The following is a 20,292-nucleotide window of genomic DNA, read 5'->3' as shown; positions in this document are numbered from 1 at the left end:
GAATCAAGCGGGCGATGTTAGCAGGCCGGCGGCCCCTGGCTCCAGCAACCCGCCACGGGTGATCGGCAAGCTGGTGATGAGGAAGTCGAGGAAAGTCTTGACCTTCATCGCCTGGAAGCGCCGTGACGGGTAGATCGCATAGACCTCGCCCACCGGCAGTCGTGCTTCGGGCAGCAGCTCGACCAGGCGCCCGCTGCGCACCGCCTCCTCACTGATCATCACCGGCAGGCCAGAAATCCCCGCCCCCGCCAGCGTCGCCTCACGGGCGAAGGTGATATTGTTGCAGGTCATCACCCGCTGACACGGTAGATGCTCACCCAGTAGCGGCCAGTAACGCGGCGCATCGTGCTGCAGCAGGATCGCTCGATGCCCTTCCAGCTCGGCGACGCTGCGCGGCGTGCCATGCGCGGCCAGATAGGCAGGGCTGGCGCACAGGCGCCGGCCGCTTTCGAACAATTTGCGCGCAATAAGAGTGGAATCCTGCGGCTGGCCGACCTGGATGGCGATATCCACGCCCTCCTCCAGCGGGTCCACCAAGCGCGAGGTCAGCTCCACCTCGGCATCGATCTGCGGGTACTGACGCATGAACTCACCCAGTACTCGCCCAAGAAACAGCTGGCCGAACTCGATCGGCGAAGTGATCCGCAACAGCCCCGACGGCTCGCGCTGCAGCTGCATCACTGCCTGCTCGGCTTCGGCGAAGTCGAGCATGATCTGCCGGCAGCGCTCGTAGTACGCCTGCCCGACTTCAGTCAGACGCAACTTGCGCGTGGTGCGATTGAGCAAACGCACAGCCAGGCGCTCTTCGAGCAACGCGATGCGCCGGCTCACCGTGGACTTCTGCATCCCCAGACTGGTCGCTGCCTGAGTGAAGCTGTGGCATTCCACCACCCGGGTAAAGATCAAAGCATCATCAAGCCCCATGATTGTTCCTCATACGCAACAAAGCATGCCAAGCCTAGAGTCTACTAGCGCAAAGGGAACACTGTTAAATTTACTTACATTTCCCTGCCGCATCCCGAGCCTCAAGCATGCCTGCCAAACTGCAACGCCGTCTCTTTGTCTTCGTGATCCTGCTGGTGCTGATCAGTGGCGCCCTGCTCGCCCACTGGCTATTGGTCGGTCGCTATCATGAGAGCACCGACAACGCTTATGTGCAGGGCGAGATCACCCGCGTCTCCAGCCAATTGAACGCACGAATCGAGAAAGTGCTGGTGCGTGACAACCAGCACGTCGAAGCCGGTCAGCTTCTGGCGGTACTGGAAGATGCCGACTTCCGCCTCGCTCGCCAGCGCGCCCTCGCCGCCCTGGAAACCCATCGGGCCGAGCGCGCCCAGGCGCAGAGCAAACTCGACCAGCAGGCCAGCCTGATTGCCGCCAGCCAGGCTGACGTCGCTGCCAGTCAGGCCACGCTTGATCGCTCCAAGCTCGATCTTGGCCGCGCCCAGACCCTGCGCAAGCCGGGTTATGTATCCGAAGAACGCGTCACCACCCTGGCCGCCGACAACCGCGTGGCCCGCTCGCAAGTGGCCAAGGCCCAGGCCGATCTGCAGGCTCAGCGGCAGCAGGTTGCCAGCCTGGAAGCCGAGCTCAAACGCCTGGACGCACTGATTCTTTCTGCACAGGCTGACCTGGAACAGGCCGACCTCAACCTGTCGCGCACGCAAATCCATGCGCCTATCAGCGGCCTGGTCGGCCAGCGCTCGGCACGCGAGGGCCAGATCGTGCAAAGCGGCGCCTACCTGCTGTCGCTGGTGCCGGATCAGGACATCTGGATTCAGGCCAACTTCAAGGAAACCCAGATTGGCCGCATGCGTCCCGGCCAGAAGGCCGAACTGCTGTTCGACAGCTACCCGGACACACCCATCGAAGGCCGCATCGACAGCCTATTTGCCGCTTCTGGCGCGCAATTCAGCCTGCTGCCGCCGGACAACGCCACCGGCAACTTCACCAAGGTGGTGCAGCGCATCCCGGTCAAACTGACCTTCGCCGCCGACAACCCACTGCGCGGGCTGATCCGCCCCGGCATGTCGGTAGAAGTCACCGTGGATCTGCGCGGCGACGAAAGCCATGGCGGGTGATGCACTGATCCGCCCCACGGCGGAACCCAGCCGCCGCGACTGGATCGCGGTGATGAGCGCCATGCTCGGCGCCTTCATGGCGGTGCTGGATATCCAGATCACCAACTCTTCGCTGAAGGACATCCAGGGCGCGCTGTCCGCCACGCTGGAGGAAGGCTCATGGATTTCCACCTCCTACCTGGTCGCGGAGATCATCATGATCCCGCTGACCGCCTGGCTGGTGCAGTTGCTCTCGGCGCGGCGCCTGGCGGTGTGGGTGTCGGTGGGCTTTCTGATCGCCTCGCTGCTCTGCTCCCTGGCCTGGAGCCTGGAAAGCATGATCGTGTTCCGCGCATTGCAGGGCTTCACAGGCGGCGCGTTGATACCACTGGCGTTCACCATGACGCTGATCAAGCTGCCCGAGCATCACCGCGCCAAGGGCATGGCACTGTTCGCCATCACCGCCACTTTCGCCCCCTCCATCGGCCCGACGCTGGGCGGCTGGCTGACCGAGAACTGGGGCTGGGAATACATCTTCTACATCAACGTGCCGCCCGGTCTGCTGATGATCGCCGGCCTGCTCTACGGCTTGGAGAAAAAGGCGCCACACTGGGAGCTGCTGAAGACCACCGACTATGCCGGCATCCTCACCCTGGGCCTTGGCCTGGGTTGCCTGCAGGTATTTCTCGAAGAGGGCCATCGCAAGGATTGGCTGGAATCGCAACTGATCGTGGGGCTCGGCAGCGTGGCGCTGGTCAGCCTGATCCTGTTCGTCATGCTGCAGATCTCCCGTCCCAACCCGCTGATCAACCTCGGCGTGCTGCGCGAGCGCAACTTCGGCCTGGCCAGCATCTCCAGCCTGGGGCTCGGCGTCGGGCTATATGGCTCGATCTATGTGCTGCCGCTATACCTGGCGCAGATCCAGGGCTACAACGCCATGCAGATCGGCGAGGTGATCATGTGGATGGGCGTACCGCAGCTATTCCTGATCCCACTGGTACCCAAGCTGATGAAGATCATCTCGCCAAAATGGCTGTGCGCCCTGGGTTTCGCCCTGTTCGGCGCGGCGAGTTTCTTCTCCGGCGTGCTCAACCCTGACTTCGCCGGCCCACAGTTCAATCATATCCAGATCGTACGCGCGCTGGGCCAGCCGCTGGTGATGGTCACGGTATCGCTGATTGCCACGGCCTACATCATGCCGCAGGACGCCGGCTCGGCCTCCAGCCTGTTCAACATCCTGCGCAACCTGGGTGGCGCCATCGGCATCGCCCTGCTGGCGACCCTGCTGGACGCTCGCGCCAAGGTCTATTTCGACTACCTGCGCGAATCCATCGTACCGACCAACCCGCAGGTCGAAGAGCGCCTGCACCTGCTGACGCAGACATTGGGCAGCGAGCAGGCGGCGCTGGCCAAGCTCAGCCAGATCGTGCATGAACAGGCAATTATCATGGCCTACAACGATGCCTTCCATTTCATCGGCATCGCCCTGGCGGTGAGCATGCTAGCGATCCTGCTGACACGAAAACTGCCACAGAACATGGCGGGCGGTGGCGCAGCGCATTGAACCTACTGTAGGAGCCGCGCCCCGCGGCGAATCGAGAGAACACCGCAAAGCCAAAAGCTTCGCGCCGAGCGGGGGCTCCAACAGGACCGTAGCCTGGATGTAATCCGGGGAGCTCGGGCTGCTGGCCCCGGATTGCATCCGGGCTACGCGGTCTGCGGTATCAACCTTTGTGGGAGGCGCTTTAGCGGCGATGGTTTGTCGCGGCTGAAGCCGCTCCTACACACATTCCACTGGCACCGCACCACCCTGACGGAGCCGCACCACGCGGCGAATTGAGAGAACACCGCAGAGCCAAAAGCTTCGCCCCGGGGCGGGGCTCCTACACAGGTAGCCCCGCGCCACGCGGTAACGTCAAACCTGCAACAACCGATCACGCAGCTTCTGAATCTCGTCACGCAACTGCGCCGCAGCCTCGAACTCCAGGTCGCGCGCCAGGGCATACATCTTCTCTTCCAGCTGACGAATACGCTTGGTGATCTCACTCGGTGAGCGCAGTTCGTTCTCGTAACGCGCGCTCTCCTCCGCTGCCTTGGCCATGCCCTTGCGCTTGTTGCTGCGCGCCCCCGGCACAACGGCACCTTCAAGAATGTCCTTGACGTCCTTCTGCACGCCCTTGGGTACAATGCCATTGGCCTCGTTGAACGCGACCTGCTTGGCGCGACGGCGCTCGGTCTCACCGATGGCGCGCTGCATCGATCCGGTCATGTTGTCGGCGTAGAGAATTGCCCTGCCGTTGAGGTTACGTGCCGCCCGGCCAATGGTCTGGATCAACGAGCGCTCGCTGCGCAGGAAGCCTTCCTTATCCGCATCGAGGATCGCCACCAGCGACACCTCGGGCATGTCCAGCCCCTCACGCAATAGGTTGATGCCCACCAGCACGTCGAAAGCGCCCAGGCGCAGGTCGCGAATGATCTCTACCCGCTCCACGGTATCGATGTCCGAGTGCAGGTAACGCACCTTGACGTCATGGTCACCCAGATAATCGGTCAAGTCCTCGGCCATGCGCTTGGTCAGCGTGGTGACCAACACGCGATCGCCCGACGCCACCCGCAAGCGGATTTCCGAGAGCAGGTCATCGACCTGAGTGCGCGCCGGGCGCACCTCGATCTGCGGGTCGACCAAGCCGGTCGGTCGCACCAACTGCTCCACCACGCGTCCGGCATGTTCACCCTCGTAAGGCCCCGGCGTAGCAGAGACGAAAATGGTCTGCGGGCTGGCCGCCTCCCACTCTTCGAAGCGCATCGGTCGGTTATCCAACGCCGAAGGCAGGCGGAAGCCGTATTCCACCAACGTCTCCTTGCGCGAACGGTCGCCCTTGTACATGGCACCGACCTGCGGCACCGAGACGTGGGACTCGTCGATCACCAGCAGCGCCTCGTCCGGCAGGTAGTCGTAAAGCGTGGGTGGCGGCGCACCAGATGGCCGGCCCGAGAGATAGCGCGAGTAGTTCTCGATGCCGTTGCAATAACCCAGCTCGAGGATCATTTCCAGATCGAAGCGCGTACGCTGCTCCAGACGCTGCGCCTCAACCAGCTTGTTCGCGCCACGCAGGTACTCCAGGCGCTGCTGCAGCTCGACCTTGATGTGCTCCACCGCCTCCAGCAGCGTTTCACGCGGCGTGACGTAGTGGCTCTTGGGGTAGAAAGTGAAGCGCGGCAGCTTCTGGATCACCTCGCCGGTGAGCGGGTCGAAGGCACTGATACTCTCCACTTCGTCGTCGAACAGCTCGACGCGAATGGCTTCCAGATCCGACTCTGCCGGAAAAACGTCGATCACATCACCGCGCACCCGGAAGGTCGCCCGGGCGAAGTCCATGTCGTTGCGCGTGTACTGCAACTCGGCCAGGCGGCGCAGCAACGCACGCTGATCCATCTTGTCGCCACGGTCGAGGTGCAGCACCATTTTCAGGTACTCCTCGGGACTGCCCAAGCCGTAGATCGAAGAAACCGTGCAGACCACGATCACGTCCTTACGCTCGATCAGCGCCTTGGTCGCCGACAGGCGCATCTGCTCGATATGGTCGTTGATCGAGGCATCCTTCTCGATGAAGGTGTCGGACGACGGCACGTAGGCTTCGGGCTGGTAGTAGTCGTAGTAGGAGACGAAGTACTCCACCGCGTTGTTCGGGAAGAACGCCTTGAACTCGCCGTAGAGCTGCGCGGCCAGGGTCTTGTTCGGCGCCAACACCAGGGTCGGGCGCTGCACCTGGGCAATCACGTTGGCGATGGAAAAAGTCTTGCCTGAGCCAGTCACGCCGAGCAATGTCTGGTGCGAAAGCCCAGCCTCCAGCCCCTCGACCATCTGCCGGATCGCCTCGGGCTGATCGCCGGCAGGTTTGAAGCGGGTCACCAACTGAAACTCGGACATGCAGTACCTCGACAAATGGCTGTGACGCATCCTCTCGGACTGCGTCAAAAGCCATGAATTGCGGGGCGAGTTGGCGATAGTTCCAGATAGAGTCGAATTACCTGGCAAAAGGCCTTAATTCAGGGCTTTGCGCTGTCGCCCCCTGGATTCAGGGTCGTTATACTAACGCCCCGTTTACGCGCCCCCTAGCGCTTTTGTCGGGGACGCCTGGCCACCCACCCCTCACTCGAGTTGCCGCACCCATCATGAGTCTCTTCTCTGCCGTCGAAATGGCTCCGCGCGATCCCATCCTGGGCCTCAACGAAGCATTCAACGCGGACACCCGCACCGCCAAGGTCAACCTTGGCGTGGGTGTCTACTACAACGAGGAGGGGCGAATTCCGCTGCTGCGCGCCGTCGCAGAAGCCGAAAAAGCGCGCATCGAGGCCCACGCACCGCGTGGCTACCTGCCGATCGAGGGCATCGCAGCCTACGACAAGGCCGTGCAGGAACTGCTGTTCGGCAAGGGCGCAGCGCTGATCGAAGCCGGCCGCGTGATCACCACCCAGGCCCTGGGCGGTACCGGCGCCCTGAAGATCGGCGCCGACCTCCTCAAGCGCCTGCTGCCGGACGCCACCGTGGCCATCAGCGACCCAAGCTGGGAAAACCACCGCGCCCTGTTCGAATCCGCCGGCTTCCCGGTGCAGAACTACCGCTACTACGACCCGTTCAGCAACGGCGTGAACCGCGGCGGCATGCTCGAAGACCTGCGCAACCTGCCGGCACGCTCCATCGTCGTGCTGCACGCCTGCTGCCACAACCCGACCGGCGTCGATCTGCAGCCGGAAGACTGGAAAGCCGTGCTGGAAGTGCTGCGCGAGCGCGAGCACGTGCCCTTCCTCGACATCGCCTACCAGGGCTTCGGTGACGGCATCGACCAGGACGCCGAAGCCGTGCGCCTGTTCGCCGAGTCGGGCCTGGAGTTCTTCGTCTCCAGCTCCTTCTCCAAATCGTTCTCGCTGTATGGCGAGCGTGTCGGCGCCCTGTCGCTGGTCACCAGCAGCCGTGAAGAGTCGACCCGCGTTCTGTCGCAGCTCAAGCGCGTGATCCGCACCAACTACTCCAACCCGCCGACTCATGGTGCAACCGTAGTCGCCAGCGTGCTCAACAGCCCGGAACTGCGCGCCATGTGGGAAGCCGAACTGGGCGAAATGCGCGACCGCATCCGCAGCATGCGCCTGGCCATGGTCGAGCAACTGGCGACACTGGGCGCCAAGCGCGACTTCGGCTTCGTTGCCGAACAGCGCGGCATGTTCTCCTACTCCGGCCTCACCGTGGAGCAGGTCGAACGCCTGAAGAACGAGTTCGGCATCTACGCCGTTGGCACCGGCCGCATCTGCGTCGCCGCGCTGAACCATGGCAACCTGGACAGCGTCACCCGCGCGATTCATGCCGTACTGTAAGCTGCTGCGATAAACCAAAACGCCGGCCATGAGCCGGCGTTTTTGCATCCGCCAAAAGTCACCGTAGGAGCGGCTGGGCGGCATTCCGTTTTAGCCGCGATCTGTTGCGGGCTGGCAACTGTCGCGGCTAAAGCCCCTCCCACAATAGCGCCACCGAATCTGCCGAACCCCTGCCACGTAGAAGCCCCTGCAAAGTGTTGACTTCTCTTTTTTAATCAGTAACATACGCGCCGTTGTTCCGCGATAGCTCAGTCGGTAGAGCAAATGACTGTTAATCATTGGGTCCCTGGTTCGAGTCCAGGTCGCGGAGCCAAATTCAAGAACCCAGCCTAACCACTGGGTTTTTTATTGCCTGCGGACTCTCACCAGGGACCATGTCCCAGGTTATTCGCTTCGCTCACCCCTCCGGGGCCGCGCTAAAGCGCGTTCAGCTGCGCTGTCGAGTCCAGAGCCTAGTAACGATGCCGAACGCTCTTCGTAGGGTGCGCCATGCGCACCGGCTGCATTCGAGAGCCAAGGCGCAGCTCCGACAAGATACGCGCCCCTAAAAACAAAAAGGCCGGTCAAAGACCGGCCCAGACAGAAACGCCGCCAGGCGTTAGTTAACACTCAACTTGTCGCGATTCTTCTCCAGCGTCGCTTCACCGATCCCCTTCACCTCCAGCAACTCGTCGACCGAAGCGAAATTACCGTGCTCCTCGCGGTAAGCCACAATCGCCTGCGCCTTGGTCGCACCAATTCCCACCAACTCACTCTGCAGTGTTGCAGCATCGGCGGTATTGAGATTGACCACGGCAACCTGCGCCAACTGCACGGCAGCCGGTTTGGCGCTTTCGGTTTTTGGGGTTTCAGCTGCAGCGGCAGCCAGAGAGAAGGAAGCGAGAACAGCAAACAGTACGGAAGATAGACGGAGTCTTAGCATAATTGCATTCCTTTGTCGTATGTAGATCCAAGTGAGGTTTCAAACCCCACTAGAATCAACCTAGACGCTATCTCCCTGCTGTCAAATCAAAGCCTCAACGCTCCCGGTTTCTGAGATGAATCCAATCCACGATCTCACCTTCCGGCACATAACCATGGACAGTTTCACGAAGCAGCACTCTCACGCGCGCGTAGTCATCCTCACTGACCGCAACCAGTAGCGCCTGCAAGCGAGCCTTGAGCTCGTCCCAGGGCAACATATCCTCTTCCGCACGCATGATCATCGGATGCTCCGTAGGCTTCACATCCTCGCCGATCAGTAGCTCCTCATAGAGCTTCTCACCAGGACGCAACCCGGTGAACTCGACGCCGATATCGCCATGCGGAGTGCGCTCATCGCGGACAGTCAGGCCGGACAACCGAATCATCTTCTCAGCAAGATCGGCGATCTTTACCGGCTCGCCCATGTCCAGCACGAACACATCCCCACCCTGCCCCAACGAACCTGCCTGAATGACGAGTTGCGCCGCCTCAGGGATCGTCATGAAATAGCGGGTGATGTTCGGATGCGTCACCGTCACCGGGCCACCCTGCTTGATCTGCTCCCTGAACAGCGGAATCACAGACCCGGAAGAACCCAGTACATTACCAAAACGTACCATGGTGAAACGGGTCTTGTTGACGTGATGAACGCCTGAATCATCACCGAACAACACTGGCGCAGACTCACGACTCAGCGCCTGCAGCACCATCTCAGCCAAACGCTTGGTGCTGCCCATCACATTGGTAGGCCGCACCGCTTTGTCGGTAGAAATCAGAACAAAATTGGCGACACCCGCCTTGATCGACGCCTGTGCAGCATTGAGTGTACCAACCAGATTATTGAGTACCCCCTCAGCGACGTTATGCTCAACCATCGGCACATGCTTGTACGCTGCAGCGTGATAAACGGTGTTTACACGCCAAGTCTGCAGAATATCGAACAAACGCTCGAAGTTACGGATAGACCCGAGAATCGGCACCAACTTGATCGGCAGCGACTCTCGCTCGATTCGCTGCTGCAATTCACCATGGATACTGTAGAGATTGAACTCGCTATGCTCGAAAAGCAGCAGGGTTCGCGCGCCGCTAGCGAGAATCTGCCGGCACAGCTCCGAACCGATAGAGCCACCAGCGCCGGTTACCAGAACCACCTGATTCTTGATGCAGCGCTCGAATAAGTCTTGCCGAGGCGGCACGGCGTCACGCCCGAGAAGATCGGCGATATCGACTTCCTGAATGTCCTCGACCTTAACCCGCCCACTGGCCAGATCGGTAAAACCAGGGACGCTTCGCACATGAAGCGCGTAAGGCTCCAGCGCCTCCAGAATTGCACGCCGACGCGCGCGTGAAATGGATGGCATGGCCAATAGAATCTCACCAGCAGCAGTTTCATGGATCATCTGCTGAATGTGCTTGGGGGTGTAAACACGCAATCCAGCGATAACCCGGTTAGCAACACCTGCATCATCATCCACGAAAGCCACAGGTCGCATCGTCTTGCTCAGGCGCAACGCCGCCAACAACTGATTACCGGCCGTACCGGCTCCGTAGATCGCCACACGGGAAGCGCCCCCCTCAGCCACCCGTTGGCGACTAAGCGGATCTAGCCAATCCCCCACAAAAAACTGGCGCATCGCCAAGCGCAGCCCCCCCAAGAGCAACAGGCTTAACCACCAGTAGTTAAAAACCATGGAACGCGGCACCAAAGCCGTCGGCCCTCGATACCAGTAAACTACGAGAGCCAGCACCAACGCTGACAGGGAAACCGCCTTTGCGATTGTGATTAGTGCATCACCACCGACATAACGCATCACCGCCCGATACATACCCATACGAATAAAGATGGGCAGTGCGATTAGCGGTGCAGTGATAAATAACCAACCATGGCCGTCGAAAGGCTTGGCAGCGAAAAAGTCGCCCAACCGGACAGCGAATGACAGCCACAGCGCAACCCAGATCAGCAGCGTATCGGCTGCTAGTTGCAAAAACCGCTTCTGCCGTCTGGGCAGAGCGACCAGAAATTCACGCATATCAATCATCCCTAAAGCCCAGCCCAAACGCTGTTGAACAGCAGAGCGCATCCAGTGTCATGAGCGGATCAGTCATCAGCGCACGACGCGATCACCACCGCCCTTACCCAGAGCCGTCTGCATGATCAGTCTGAAATACAGGGACAGCGACAATGCACGAATCATTTGAGCATCCGTCTCGGCCAGCAACCTGGGCGTAGACATATCGATACCCTGGACCTGGGCCACACCCGTGATACCAGGGCGCACGTCATATACGCCAAGCGCGGACCGCTCTGCGATCAGCTCAGCCTGATTGAACAGATTAGGACGCGGCCCCACCAGGCTCATCTCCCCCTTCAGCACATTCCAAAGCTGTGGCAACTCATCCAGCTTGGTGCGGCGCAGAAAACCGCCCATGGGCGTAATCGACGCAGAGGACGCCAAATGACTGGCAACCGAAGCAGTGTCCACCTTCATGGTGCGAAATTTCACCAAAACAAATGGCTTCAGGTTACGCCCTACACGCTCCTGCCGGAAAAGCGGCGACCCTGTGTCGAACAGCCCCAAGACATAAATCAGCAGCAGTACCGGGAAACCAAACAACAGCCCCATAGAAGCAAACAAAATATCAAACAGACGAATCACGCACGCACCTTCTCAAGCCTTCCTCTACGGAAACCGGCGGTTCCCATCCCAGTAAATCACGCGCCTTGCTGATATCAACCTGCAGTGAATCCAGCAAGCTATGGGCCATGCCCTTCTTTCCGAGTGCGCTGGCAGCCAACCGCAGCAGAATGACAGGCACCGGCATCAAACGCGCAGGTCGCCCCATGGAATCAGCCACACCACGCAACAACTCAGTCGTCGATAAATCATCGCCATCACCCGCCAGAAACAGCTCATTGGCAGCAGCTGGGTGGTCGATGCAGCGAATAATCAGATCAACCAGGTTATCGACAGCGATCAGGGAGCGCTTGTTGTGAACCGCTCCAAACGGCAAGGGAATCCCTTTACCAACCCAGCGCATCAAGCTGGAAAAATTACCAGGCGCCCCAGCGCCGTACACCAGGGGAGGACGGATAATCACCAGCTCCATACCTCCCCTCTCAGCCAGCCTACGCAAAGCAACTTCAGCCTCATACTTCGATCGCGCATAAGGCGAATGCGGCTCCGGCTGGCTAGCCTCTGTGAACGGACGACCGTCTTGGGTAAACGCACCGTTCACGCCAATTGAGCTGATGAAAACAAACCGCCTGACGCCTGCTTCAATCGCCTGAGCAGCCAACTCTTCGGAAATTCTGCAGTTGGCAGCCCTGAAGTCTTCCAGCGGATCGACACTGGTCTCACGGAGTTGGTGCGCTCTACCTGCCAGATGAACGACACAATCAACTCCTTCGAGGGCTTTGCTCGAAACCTGCTGATCATCTATCGAGCCCTCGAAAAACTCAGTAGCAATCCCAGGCCGCGTCCTCCCCAGGGTGCGAACACCACTCCCCTGCTCAACCAAGCGCCTGGCAAGGGCGCCGCCTACAAAACCAGAAGCCCCTGTTATCAGGATGGTCATTGCGTCAATCCGCGACCAATAGCGTGATAAAGCAAACCTGCCTGCGCCATTTCAACCGGATCGAATAGATTTCTCCCATCCACAACGACCGGTAAACGCAGGCTAGCCTTGAGCAAAGACGGATCAATGGTGCGGAAGGCCTTCCACTCGGTACAAATGACGAGCGCATCAGCCCCCTTCAGGGCCGCCTCGCGAGAGTCGCACAGGATCAGATCAGTACGCTCACCATAAATACGCCGGCACTCCTGCATCGCTTCAGGATCAAAAGCTTGCACGCAGGCTCCTGCCTGCCAAAGAGCCTCCATCAGAACCCGGCTCGGGGCATCACGCATGTCGTCAGTATTTGGCTTGAATGCAAGCCCCCACAGCGCAACCTTCCTGCCAGCGAGCTGGCCATCGAAAGCACGTGACAGCTTGTCAAACAGCACCTGTTTCTGGCGTTGGTTCACACGCTCGACTGCCATTAGGAGATCTGGCTCGACTCCAACCTCCAAAGCAGTACGTGCCAAAGCTTGCACATCTTTGGGGAAACACGAACCACCATAGCCACAGCCGGGGTATATGAAGTGATAGCCGATTCGAGGATCCGAACCGATACCGAGGCGTACCTGCTCGATATCAGCCCCCAAGCGCTCGGCCAATGCGGCCATCTCGTTCATGAAACTGATCTTGGTTGCCAAAATTGCGTTGGCGGCGTATTTGGTCAGTTCTGCCGACCGTACATCCATGAACATCAACTTATCGTGATTACGATTGTAGGGCGCATAGCAGTGACGCATAGCATCACGCACCTCGAGCGAATCCGTTCCAACAACGATACGCGCACCTTTGGTGAAGTCCTCGATTGCAGCGCCCTCTTTCAAGAACTCCGGATTCGAACACACCTCAAACTCAACCTGCACACCGCGATCGGCCAATATCGAACCGATACGGTCACGCACCTTGTCTGCCGTACCAACCGGCACAGTTGACTTGTCGATGACAACCTTCTTTTCCGTCATGTGACGGCCGATAGTGGCCGCCACCTCCAACACGTACTTCAGATCAGCCTTGCCATCCTCATCAGGCGGCGTACCAACAGCAATGAACTGCAAGTAACCGTGCTCGACCCCAGCAGCCGCATCCGTCGAAAAGCTCAAACGGCCTGCCTTCGAGTTCTTGAGGATCATTTCCTCAAGCCCGGGCTCGTAAATAGGAATGATGCCGCGATTAAGGCCGTCAATCTTCTTTTGGTCGACATCGATGCACATGACCGAATGCCCAACGTCAGCCAGGCAAGCACCGGTTACCAAGCCGACATAGCCGCTGCCAAAAACCGTAATTCTCATCAGCGAACTCAAACCAGAGGCTCCTCTTTGAGCAAGGCATCAAAATAGCTGATGGTCTTTTCCAGGCCGTTGTCGAGTGCAATGGTAGGCTGCCAATCGAGAACCGCCTTTGCCTGAGTAATGTCGGGTTGGCGTTGCTTCGGATCATCTTGCGGCAAAGGACGGAACACCAGCTTCGAAGAAGAGCCAGTAAGCGCCAAAACACGCTCAGCTAGCTGCAGCATGGTGAACTCACCAGGGTTGCCTAAGTTTATCGGCCCGGTCACATCATCGGACGTCCCCATCAGGCGTACAAAGCCCTCAACCAGATCATCAACGTAACAGAAGCTTCGAGTTTGCTGCCCTTCCCCGTAAATGGTGATGTCCTCACCACGCAAGGCCTGAACGATGAAGTTACTGACGACACGGCCATCATTGGGATGCATTCGTGGGCCATAGGTGTTGAAGATCCGGGCAATCTTGATTCTTACACCGTGCTGCCTGTGGTAATCGGAGAAAAGCGTTTCAGCACAGCGCTTACCTTCGTCATAGCAAGAGCGAATACCGATGGGGTTCACGCGCCCCCAATACGACTCTGGCTGAGGGTGCACCTCAGGATCACCATAAACTTCACTGGTCGATGCCTGAAAAATCTTCGCCTTTGTGCGCTTGGCAAGGCCTAATACATTGATAGCGCCATGAACACTGGTCTTGAGTGTCTGCACAGGGTCGAACTGATAATGCACAGGCGACGCCGGGCAAGCGAGGTTATAAATTTCATCGACCTCGACATAAAGCGGAAACGTCACATCATGGCGAATCAATTCAAAGTAAGGATTACTCAGCAGATGGGCAATATTGCGCTTGGCTCCGGTGAAGAAGTTGTCCACGCACAACACCTCATTGCCCTCCGACAACAATCGCTCACAAAGATGCGACCCCAGAAAGCCGGCTCCACCTGTCACCATAATCCGCTTCATAGACCTTTCCTTAAAATACGGTAATAAAAGCCGCCCACTGCATGGGTAAACGTAAATAATGCTGCCTGCAGAGAATTGGTATTAGGAAATTCTCTGTGCAGCATATGCATCCGCTCGAGCATATAGCGTTTGGAGCCAGATATCTGGCCAGCGATACGACGATAACTGAGTAGTGGATACTGGACTTTCCAGTTCACAATCCCGCTCTCAAGGATCCGCAGCCAGCAGTGATAATCCTCCACTGCCTTGTAGCGAATGTCCTCATTGAACGGAAAAGCGAGCATCAGCTCGCGTATGATCAATACACTGGAAGTCGGGATACGCCCCTTGATGCGCTGTTGAGCGAAAGAAATAGCCGCCACTGGAGCATCCTTGACGGGAACAAAATTCAGCGTAGCGTCATTCCAAAAATCCTTCATCTGGGAACTGATGAACTCTCCAGACTTCGCATCGGCCGCTTCCAACTGCAAAGCAAGTTTCTCAGGATGCCAAATATCATCGGCATCAAGGAATGCGATCCAGCGCCCTTTGGCCTCACGCACCCCAATGTTCCGAGGCGCTGCCGGAGCGCCATTGTTCTTCTCCAAGGCAATCAGCCGAATCCTGGAGTCCTGAGCGGCATAGGCTGCCACCACATCTCGCGTCGCGTCTTTCGAGCAATCGTCGATAACGAGTAGCTCCCAGTCCTGACATGACTGAGCAAGCACCGACTCGATGGTTCGCCCAATCAGCTTCTCAGCGTTATAGGACGGTGTAACGACCGTCACCGTTGGGATGTCTACCTGACTCAACCTCTATCCCCTCTGGGTAACATGGCTCTGACTTCGTCGACCCAACGAAACGCAGGACGCCGTTTTATTTCTAGCAAAGGTAAATCCAGCTCTGGAACCTCATAATCAGCTAACTCCCCCCACCGTTTGTCCTTCAATAGCCCTACAACCTGGCTCTCTTCGCTTTCGTCTGAAGCATAACTTTCATCGTCCGCAACCAGCTTGCCGGTATGAAACATGTCAGTGATCCGGGAAGCATCCGCCCCCTCTCGATAGGTGTAACGCGTCGTCTCAATGGGGCGCACGAAATCGACGAATTGCGGATGACGATGAGAACGCAGATAAAGGAAGCGCAGCGTCTTGCGAATGATCAGATCAGGTTCCAAATCCTTACGTGCGTCCAAGGCGTACATTGATTGCTTATCGGGAAAAGCTCTCACAAACCCGGCACGCGCATAAGTGGACGGCCCCAGACAAATCACCTGCTTGCCGCAGACGCCCGCCTCGACAGCCGAACTGCCGCCATTCATCACAACGATATCGGCCTGCTGAATGAGGTCGTAGGTACTGGCTTTTTGTTCGCTCGAGATGCAGTAAATACCTCGATTTCTGGTCCATTCGAGATACAAACCAAGGGACCGCTCACCACCTACACGCCCAATGTTCTCTGACCAGTTCGGGTGGCAACGCACGACCACTTGGTTTGAATGAATGCCAAAAGCCTCGAAAAAATCATCCAGTGCCTGGGTATTGTCGACCCAAGGAGAAGCCCACTCGTCGTGACCTGCAAACTCATTCTTGCTGCTGGGCAGAACCAGTACGCGCAGCCCCTCCGTATCGAGGGGCCAGGGAGCCGGCTCGGGATTTTTGTTATAGAGCCGCCACTCCAGAGAGTTACGCTGCAGAAATCGATCCCCCGCCAACTTTCCGGCAATTTTCGCCTGAGTCAATGTCAACGGTCGTGAATCATATTCGGCGACCATGTCCCCAACGGCTTTGAGAGACAGGCAGTTAGCATTCGGGGTCAGATGAATCCCCTGACTGAACCAAGGGCGCTCATGGGTGATGAAGGGAATACCCATCTGCTCACAAGCAAAGGTTACAGCACGAGTTAAATCCATCCGCCCATTGAAGCAAATAACTCCCTCCAGTGAATTATTCTCAATCCAGCGTCGCGTACTCTCGACAGTACTTGCAATAGGGCCGTATAGCGAACGACGCACAGCCACCACCTCTGGCTCAAGCCACTCGGTTTCCGACTCAGTACGCGTCAAGGTGCAAGAACTGGAGAGCGCAAGCTTGTCCAAGACATGCTCGTCCCCCCCTCCCGAAGCCCGGCCATTTATCGCAGTAACACGCTGGGATGCGTAGCTTCGCACCCCACCCACCATACATTTCGCACATTCCTTAAATTTGCCACTGCCCTTGATTGCTCTCGGATAGCAATTACTAACTGCTGCATCACACGTCAGATAAAAAATTTCATGCCCTGCTGACTCAAGCAAATACGAAAGGTAAAGCAACTGCTCAACGTGAGGCCTAAAAGAAAACAAATTAACAAGACCAACCTTCACGAAGGCAACCTCTCGGACTTTGTAAAGAAATAAGGAAAAGAACGTCGCCCTGATAAAAAACGCCGCCTACCGCAAGAAAAATCATCACTTGCAAGAACCACTAAAAGAGCAAAGAAAATTGGCATCGGATAGTAATCCAAAATTCTGTTCGTGAGAAATGTCAGACCAAAAATAAAAAGCGCAACAAACACAAAGTAACTCGAACCGCTAGAAAAACAATGAAACAGAACCGCGGAAAAAGACAAAAAAAACAATAGAGAAACAAGCAAGCCAAAGCTACTCAAGTAGGTCAACAACTGACTATCATAAGCCATATAAGCTTTATTCGTAAATCCATAGAAAATAGCCTCTACAGGCCTGGAAAGGAGATTATCAAGATATTCATAATGAATATGAACGCGAGTAGATATTGACACAGAACCGCCTACATCCTCCTCAACAACACTACCCACTTCTTCAAAGGCCAAATCAACAAGCGAATCGAATTTATAAAAAAGATGAGCCTGCCCACCAAGATATACTGAAAAAGAGAAGACAGCTAAAACAAAAGCGAATCGCCTCAAAGAACGATATTCAAAAAAATAAAACCCCAACACCACACCAAGAGAAATAAGCGCCAGCAAAGAGTTAGACCTACACACGCCATAGGCTAGAACAAACGCAAACAAGGTCGATGAGAAAGCTGCGCGACGCTCAAAAAGCACATAGCAGAGCAAAACATTGCACAGCAAACCAAAACTAGAAGGATTGCCAAGCCCACCCACAAAGGCCTTATTCTCCCAGAGACTATTACCAGACCAATAAATTAATTGATCCAAAATAATTTGAAAAATCAATACATATAGACAACACTCAAAGAAAAAAACAACTCTCTCGCGCCCACCCTTAAGACGAAAAACAAGAAAAGGAACCATACAGAGAAAAGCGTTTAAAAACATTAGACCACTAAAGCCCAAAAGAACCCCTTTCAAAAAAAACAATATAAATGCAATTAGAAAAAAAATCGTCACATACCAAAGCTCTTTTTTACCGTCCCTAAGAGTCACTCTTAGAAGCGAGACAGCCCCCAGAAAAACACCAAATAATTTTAAGATGGAAAATCCTACCCCAACATCTGCAACCCCCTGATAAAAATCCAAGAAATAAAAATAGTAATAATTACACAAAACCAACAACGCAGACAAAAAAACAACTTGCCTACTATCAAAGACCTTAAAAAAACCACCAACCCGATCAACCACAGATCACCTCTACAGAGAAAAGCACCTTATAACCATGAGCTTTTAGCTCATCGCAACAGTCTGGCAATCATAAAAACTTCTGCCGCCATAAACCCATGCATGGCACCATTATGTTGAGCCAAAGCAATAAGATGACTCACGCTCCTTGAGTGAGGATATGCCCTCATTTCATGCTCATAAGCTTTAAGCGCGGCCTCCTTGACCTCTAAGTAAGAGGAGACATCAACCGCACACTGGGGTAAAAATGGCATATAGCCTGGTGAATTCCACTCGGTACTCGACATCACTTGAAAGGTATATATTTCCCTTACACTGCCACCTGGCAAAGGACGACATGCAGTCATCACGGCCTGATGTGCAATGCGGTGATCAACGTTCAAGTCACCAAAGTGATGCGTATAAATGATATGGGGCTTTATCTCTGAGACAACCTGCTCCAATGGCTGAATAACTTCAATCAGCGGCAATGTGTCCAAGCGGTTGTCTGGCAGCCCCAGATAGTAGTTCTTGGTAATACCCAATATCTGGCGAGCATGCTCAGACGCTTCCATTCGCTTATTTAACTCAGCAACTCCGGCGCCTTCACGAGAGCTAATACCGTCGGCAAGGAATACAGCATAAACCGTATCGCCTTCATCCACGTGCCGAGCGATAGTCCCACCGCACCCGAGAACCTCATCATCGGAATGAGCAGCTACGACCAAGACAACCTTACTCACCGATCAACTCCCAGTCGGTCGCTGTTCCGCGATCAACATCTTCCTTAACGCGCTTGCCAATAAGCTGGTCGAAATACTTGGGTGGTAGCCCGAAGCCAGGCCGGATACGGCGAATATGGGCAGGCGTGATGATTTCCCCAGCCTCCATATCCTTGATGAAATATACAGAACGGCGAAAATGCTTGCTCCCCTCTTCTGCTTTCTGACGCTCGAAACCAGGTTTGCCCAGCGCTGACCAAGCATCGAAAGTATCTTGGCAAAGCCGTTTCAGCTCATCAGGCTCGATGGAAAATTCGCTGTCCGGCCCCTTGTCATTTCGACTGAGAGTGAAGTGTTTTTCGATCACACAAGCTCCAAGTGCCACTGCAGCCACGGAAGCGGTTGTACCCAATGTATGGTCGGACAGTCCTGGGATAGTCCCAAAGCATTCTGTCAAACGCGGCATCTGCAGCAAATTCGCTTGATCCATTGGCGCAGGATAACTGCTAATGCAGTGGAGCACGACCAGGCTTTCACATCCGGCCTCCCGAGCCGTAGCAACGGCCTCCGAGATTTCCGACTCGGTACACATTCCGGTGGAAATGATCACCGGCTTACCTTTGCTGGCGACGTAGCGGATCAACGGAAGATCAGTCGCCTCGAAAGAGGCAATCTTATAGGCGGGAGTACCTAGTGATTCCAGCAGATCAACCGCCGACTCATCAAACGGGGTAGAAAAGATAGTGATTCCCAGGCTAGCGGCATAATCGAATATCGCCTTATGCCATTCAAAAGGAGTTTCAGCCCATTTGTAAAGGTCATACAATTTATACCCTGCCCATAAACCACCATGAATCATGAAGTCCTCACGATCACAATCAATGGTCATGGTGTCAGCGGTGTAGGTCTGAATTTTTATTGCATGTGCGCCACTTTCATGAGCAGCTTTGATCGTCTCGAATGCTCGCTCCAACGAGCCATTATGATTGGCTGATAATTCGGCGATAATATAAGGCGGATGACCTTTACCAATTTTTCGTCCATTTATTTCTGCAATCATTTTCAAGCCTCGTTCTTTCGCTTGTATATCTTAACTTGGGCACTCAATTCCATATCACCCTGCTGAGCCTTTCTGAACTCTAGCCTAAAGTCCCCATAGTCGAGGAAGGCATGTGGATAACTATCTGCATCCAACATTCTAATGAAATCGTATAGATAGGCCACCTCTCCAGACTCAGGCAATCTGCTTTGCTCGGGGATGCGGCGCCGAAACGCGACAGGCTCTCCGGACTGCGGAACAGGCTCCGGCTCGACAGAAACCATCCAACGGATGATCTCAGTACTCAATGCACCTGCACGAACATAGATCTCCTGGGCAGTGCCCGAAAGATCCAGATCTTTTTTCGTATATACCGGGCCGGCATCCATTTCCTCAATCATCCTCAAAGCTGTCAACTTGGTCTGGCTATGACCGGCAACGATCAGGTTCTGAAGAGGGCTCCCCCCCCTTCCATAAGGCACATCAGTCATATGGAAGCAAACGCATTCGTGACGCTCCCAGATCGACTCGGGAACAAGCCAATTCCAGTGAAGGAAAAATATGTAACGTGGACTTTTCCGATCGAGGACGCTTATCAACTCCGCTGGTCGCGACACCCAAATCCAATGGGCATGTCCCTCTTTGGACAAGGTGTCGAAATAAGCTCTATGCCACGTTTTGCAACTGGCAAATATATACGTAGCCTTCCCC

General features: G+C 56.0%; 17 protein-coding genes and 1 tRNA gene. 4 read left to right on the top strand and 14 right to left on the bottom strand.

Annotated elements, in window-relative coordinates:
* Positions 1-3 precede the first annotated feature (3 nt).
* Entirely contained in the window at positions 4-924 is a 921-nt protein-coding gene (locus BM059_RS16750; RefSeq protein ID WP_074940202.1) for a LysR family transcriptional regulator, read from the bottom strand.
* A 107-nt stretch (positions 925-1,031) separates the two neighbouring features.
* Here BM059_RS16750 and BM059_RS16745 point away from each other — a divergent pair, with 107 nt between their 5' ends.
* Both BM059_RS16745 and BM059_RS16740 read left to right on the top strand, forming a co-directional pair.
* Positions 1,032-2,081, top strand: coding sequence for an HlyD family secretion protein (locus BM059_RS16745; RefSeq protein WP_074940199.1), 1,050 nt, complete (start codon positions 1,032-1,034; stop codon positions 2,079-2,081).
* Positions 2,071-3,624: an MDR family MFS transporter gene (locus BM059_RS16740; protein WP_037002327.1), complete on the top strand. Its 1,554-nt coding sequence runs from the start codon at positions 2,071-2,073 to the stop codon at positions 3,622-3,624. Before BM059_RS16745 ends, BM059_RS16740 begins: the two co-directional genes overlap by 11 nt.
* Positions 3,625-3,975: 351 nt before the next feature.
* Here BM059_RS16740 and uvrB read toward each other — a convergent pair whose 3' ends face one another.
* Positions 3,976-5,991 carry an excinuclease ABC subunit UvrB gene (uvrB, locus tag BM059_RS16735; protein ID WP_037002328.1) on the bottom strand — a complete coding sequence of 672 codons (2,016 nt, stop codon included), beginning with the start codon at positions 5,989-5,991 and terminating at the stop codon, positions 3,976-3,978.
* Positions 5,992-6,236: 245 nt separating this feature from the next.
* On the opposite strand from uvrB, the gene BM059_RS16730 reads away from it, so the two are divergent.
* Positions 6,237-7,433 (top strand): amino acid aminotransferase, encoded by a 1,197-nt coding sequence (locus BM059_RS16730; protein WP_074940197.1) that lies wholly within the window; start codon positions 6,237-6,239, stop codon positions 7,431-7,433.
* A 237-nt stretch (positions 7,434-7,670) separates the two neighbouring features.
* Positions 7,671-7,746 (top strand) — tRNA-Asn (locus BM059_RS16725).
* Between the two features lie 285 nt (positions 7,747-8,031).
* On the opposite strand, the gene BM059_RS16720 is transcribed toward BM059_RS16725, so the two are convergent.
* The 12 genes from BM059_RS16720 to BM059_RS16670 all read right to left on the bottom strand — a co-directional run bounded on the left by BM059_RS16720 (position 8,032) and on the right by BM059_RS16670 (position 20,072).
* Complete coding sequence (locus tag BM059_RS16720; protein WP_074940194.1) at positions 8,032-8,355, bottom strand: ComEA family DNA-binding protein; 324 nt, start codon at positions 8,353-8,355, stop codon at positions 8,032-8,034.
* A 94-nt stretch (positions 8,356-8,449) separates the two neighbouring features.
* Positions 8,450-10,435, bottom strand: coding sequence for a polysaccharide biosynthesis protein (locus BM059_RS16715; protein ID WP_074940422.1), 1,986 nt, complete (start codon positions 10,433-10,435; stop codon positions 8,450-8,452).
* A gap of 66 nt (positions 10,436-10,501) precedes the next feature.
* Positions 10,502-11,053, bottom strand: a complete 552-nt coding sequence (locus tag BM059_RS16710; RefSeq protein ID WP_074940192.1) for a sugar transferase — start codon at positions 11,051-11,053, stop codon at positions 10,502-10,504.
* The gene (locus BM059_RS16705) at positions 11,037-11,972 is read right to left on the bottom strand and encodes a UDP-glucose 4-epimerase family protein (protein ID WP_074940188.1); all 936 of its coding nucleotides are present in this window, start codon (positions 11,970-11,972) and stop codon (positions 11,037-11,039) included. The genes BM059_RS16710 and BM059_RS16705 overlap by 17 nt, the downstream gene beginning before the upstream one ends.
* Positions 11,969-13,300, bottom strand: a complete 1,332-nt coding sequence (locus BM059_RS16700; protein ID WP_074940185.1) for a UDP-glucose dehydrogenase family protein — start codon at positions 13,298-13,300, stop codon at positions 11,969-11,971. Before BM059_RS16700 ends, BM059_RS16705 begins: the two co-directional genes overlap by 4 nt.
* An 8-nt stretch (positions 13,301-13,308) precedes the next feature.
* The gene (locus BM059_RS16695) at positions 13,309-14,259 is read right to left on the bottom strand and encodes a UDP-glucuronic acid decarboxylase family protein (RefSeq protein ID WP_074940183.1); all 951 of its coding nucleotides are present in this window, start codon (positions 14,257-14,259) and stop codon (positions 13,309-13,311) included.
* Positions 14,256-15,050 (bottom strand): glycosyltransferase family 2 protein, encoded by a 795-nt coding sequence (locus BM059_RS16690; protein ID WP_074940180.1) that lies wholly within the window; start codon positions 15,048-15,050, stop codon positions 14,256-14,258. The genes BM059_RS16695 and BM059_RS16690 overlap by 4 nt, the downstream gene beginning before the upstream one ends.
* Positions 15,047-16,336, bottom strand: a complete 1,290-nt coding sequence (locus BM059_RS16685; RefSeq protein ID WP_244154420.1) for a capsule biosynthesis protein — start codon at positions 16,334-16,336, stop codon at positions 15,047-15,049. The genes BM059_RS16690 and BM059_RS16685 overlap by 4 nt, the downstream gene beginning before the upstream one ends.
* A 263-nt stretch (positions 16,337-16,599) precedes the next feature.
* Positions 16,600-17,844 carry a hypothetical protein gene (locus tag BM059_RS25245; RefSeq protein ID WP_139220753.1) on the bottom strand — a complete coding sequence of 415 codons (1,245 nt, stop codon included), beginning with the start codon at positions 17,842-17,844 and terminating at the stop codon, positions 16,600-16,602.
* A 47-nt stretch (positions 17,845-17,891) separates the two neighbouring features.
* Entirely contained in the window at positions 17,892-18,563 is a 672-nt protein-coding gene (locus BM059_RS16680; protein WP_074940176.1) for a PIG-L deacetylase family protein, read from the bottom strand.
* Positions 18,556-19,602 (bottom strand): pseudaminic acid synthase, encoded by a 1,047-nt coding sequence (gene pseI, locus BM059_RS16675; protein ID WP_074940175.1) that lies wholly within the window; start codon positions 19,600-19,602, stop codon positions 18,556-18,558. The genes BM059_RS16680 and pseI overlap by 8 nt, the downstream gene beginning before the upstream one ends.
* A gap of 2 nt (positions 19,603-19,604) precedes the next feature.
* Positions 19,605-20,072, bottom strand: a complete 468-nt coding sequence (locus BM059_RS16670) for a formyl transferase (protein WP_244154419.1) — start codon at positions 20,070-20,072, stop codon at positions 19,605-19,607.
* Positions 20,073-20,292 lie beyond the last annotated feature (220 nt).

Origin of the sequence: Ectopseudomonas composti (assembly GCF_900115475.1) — a bacterium.
In the GTDB taxonomy this organism is placed as follows: Bacteria; Pseudomonadota; Gammaproteobacteria; order Pseudomonadales; family Pseudomonadaceae; genus Aquipseudomonas; species Aquipseudomonas composti.
The sequence above is the reverse complement of the archived record's forward strand: the minus strand, read 5'-3'. Positions and strand labels throughout refer to the sequence as shown.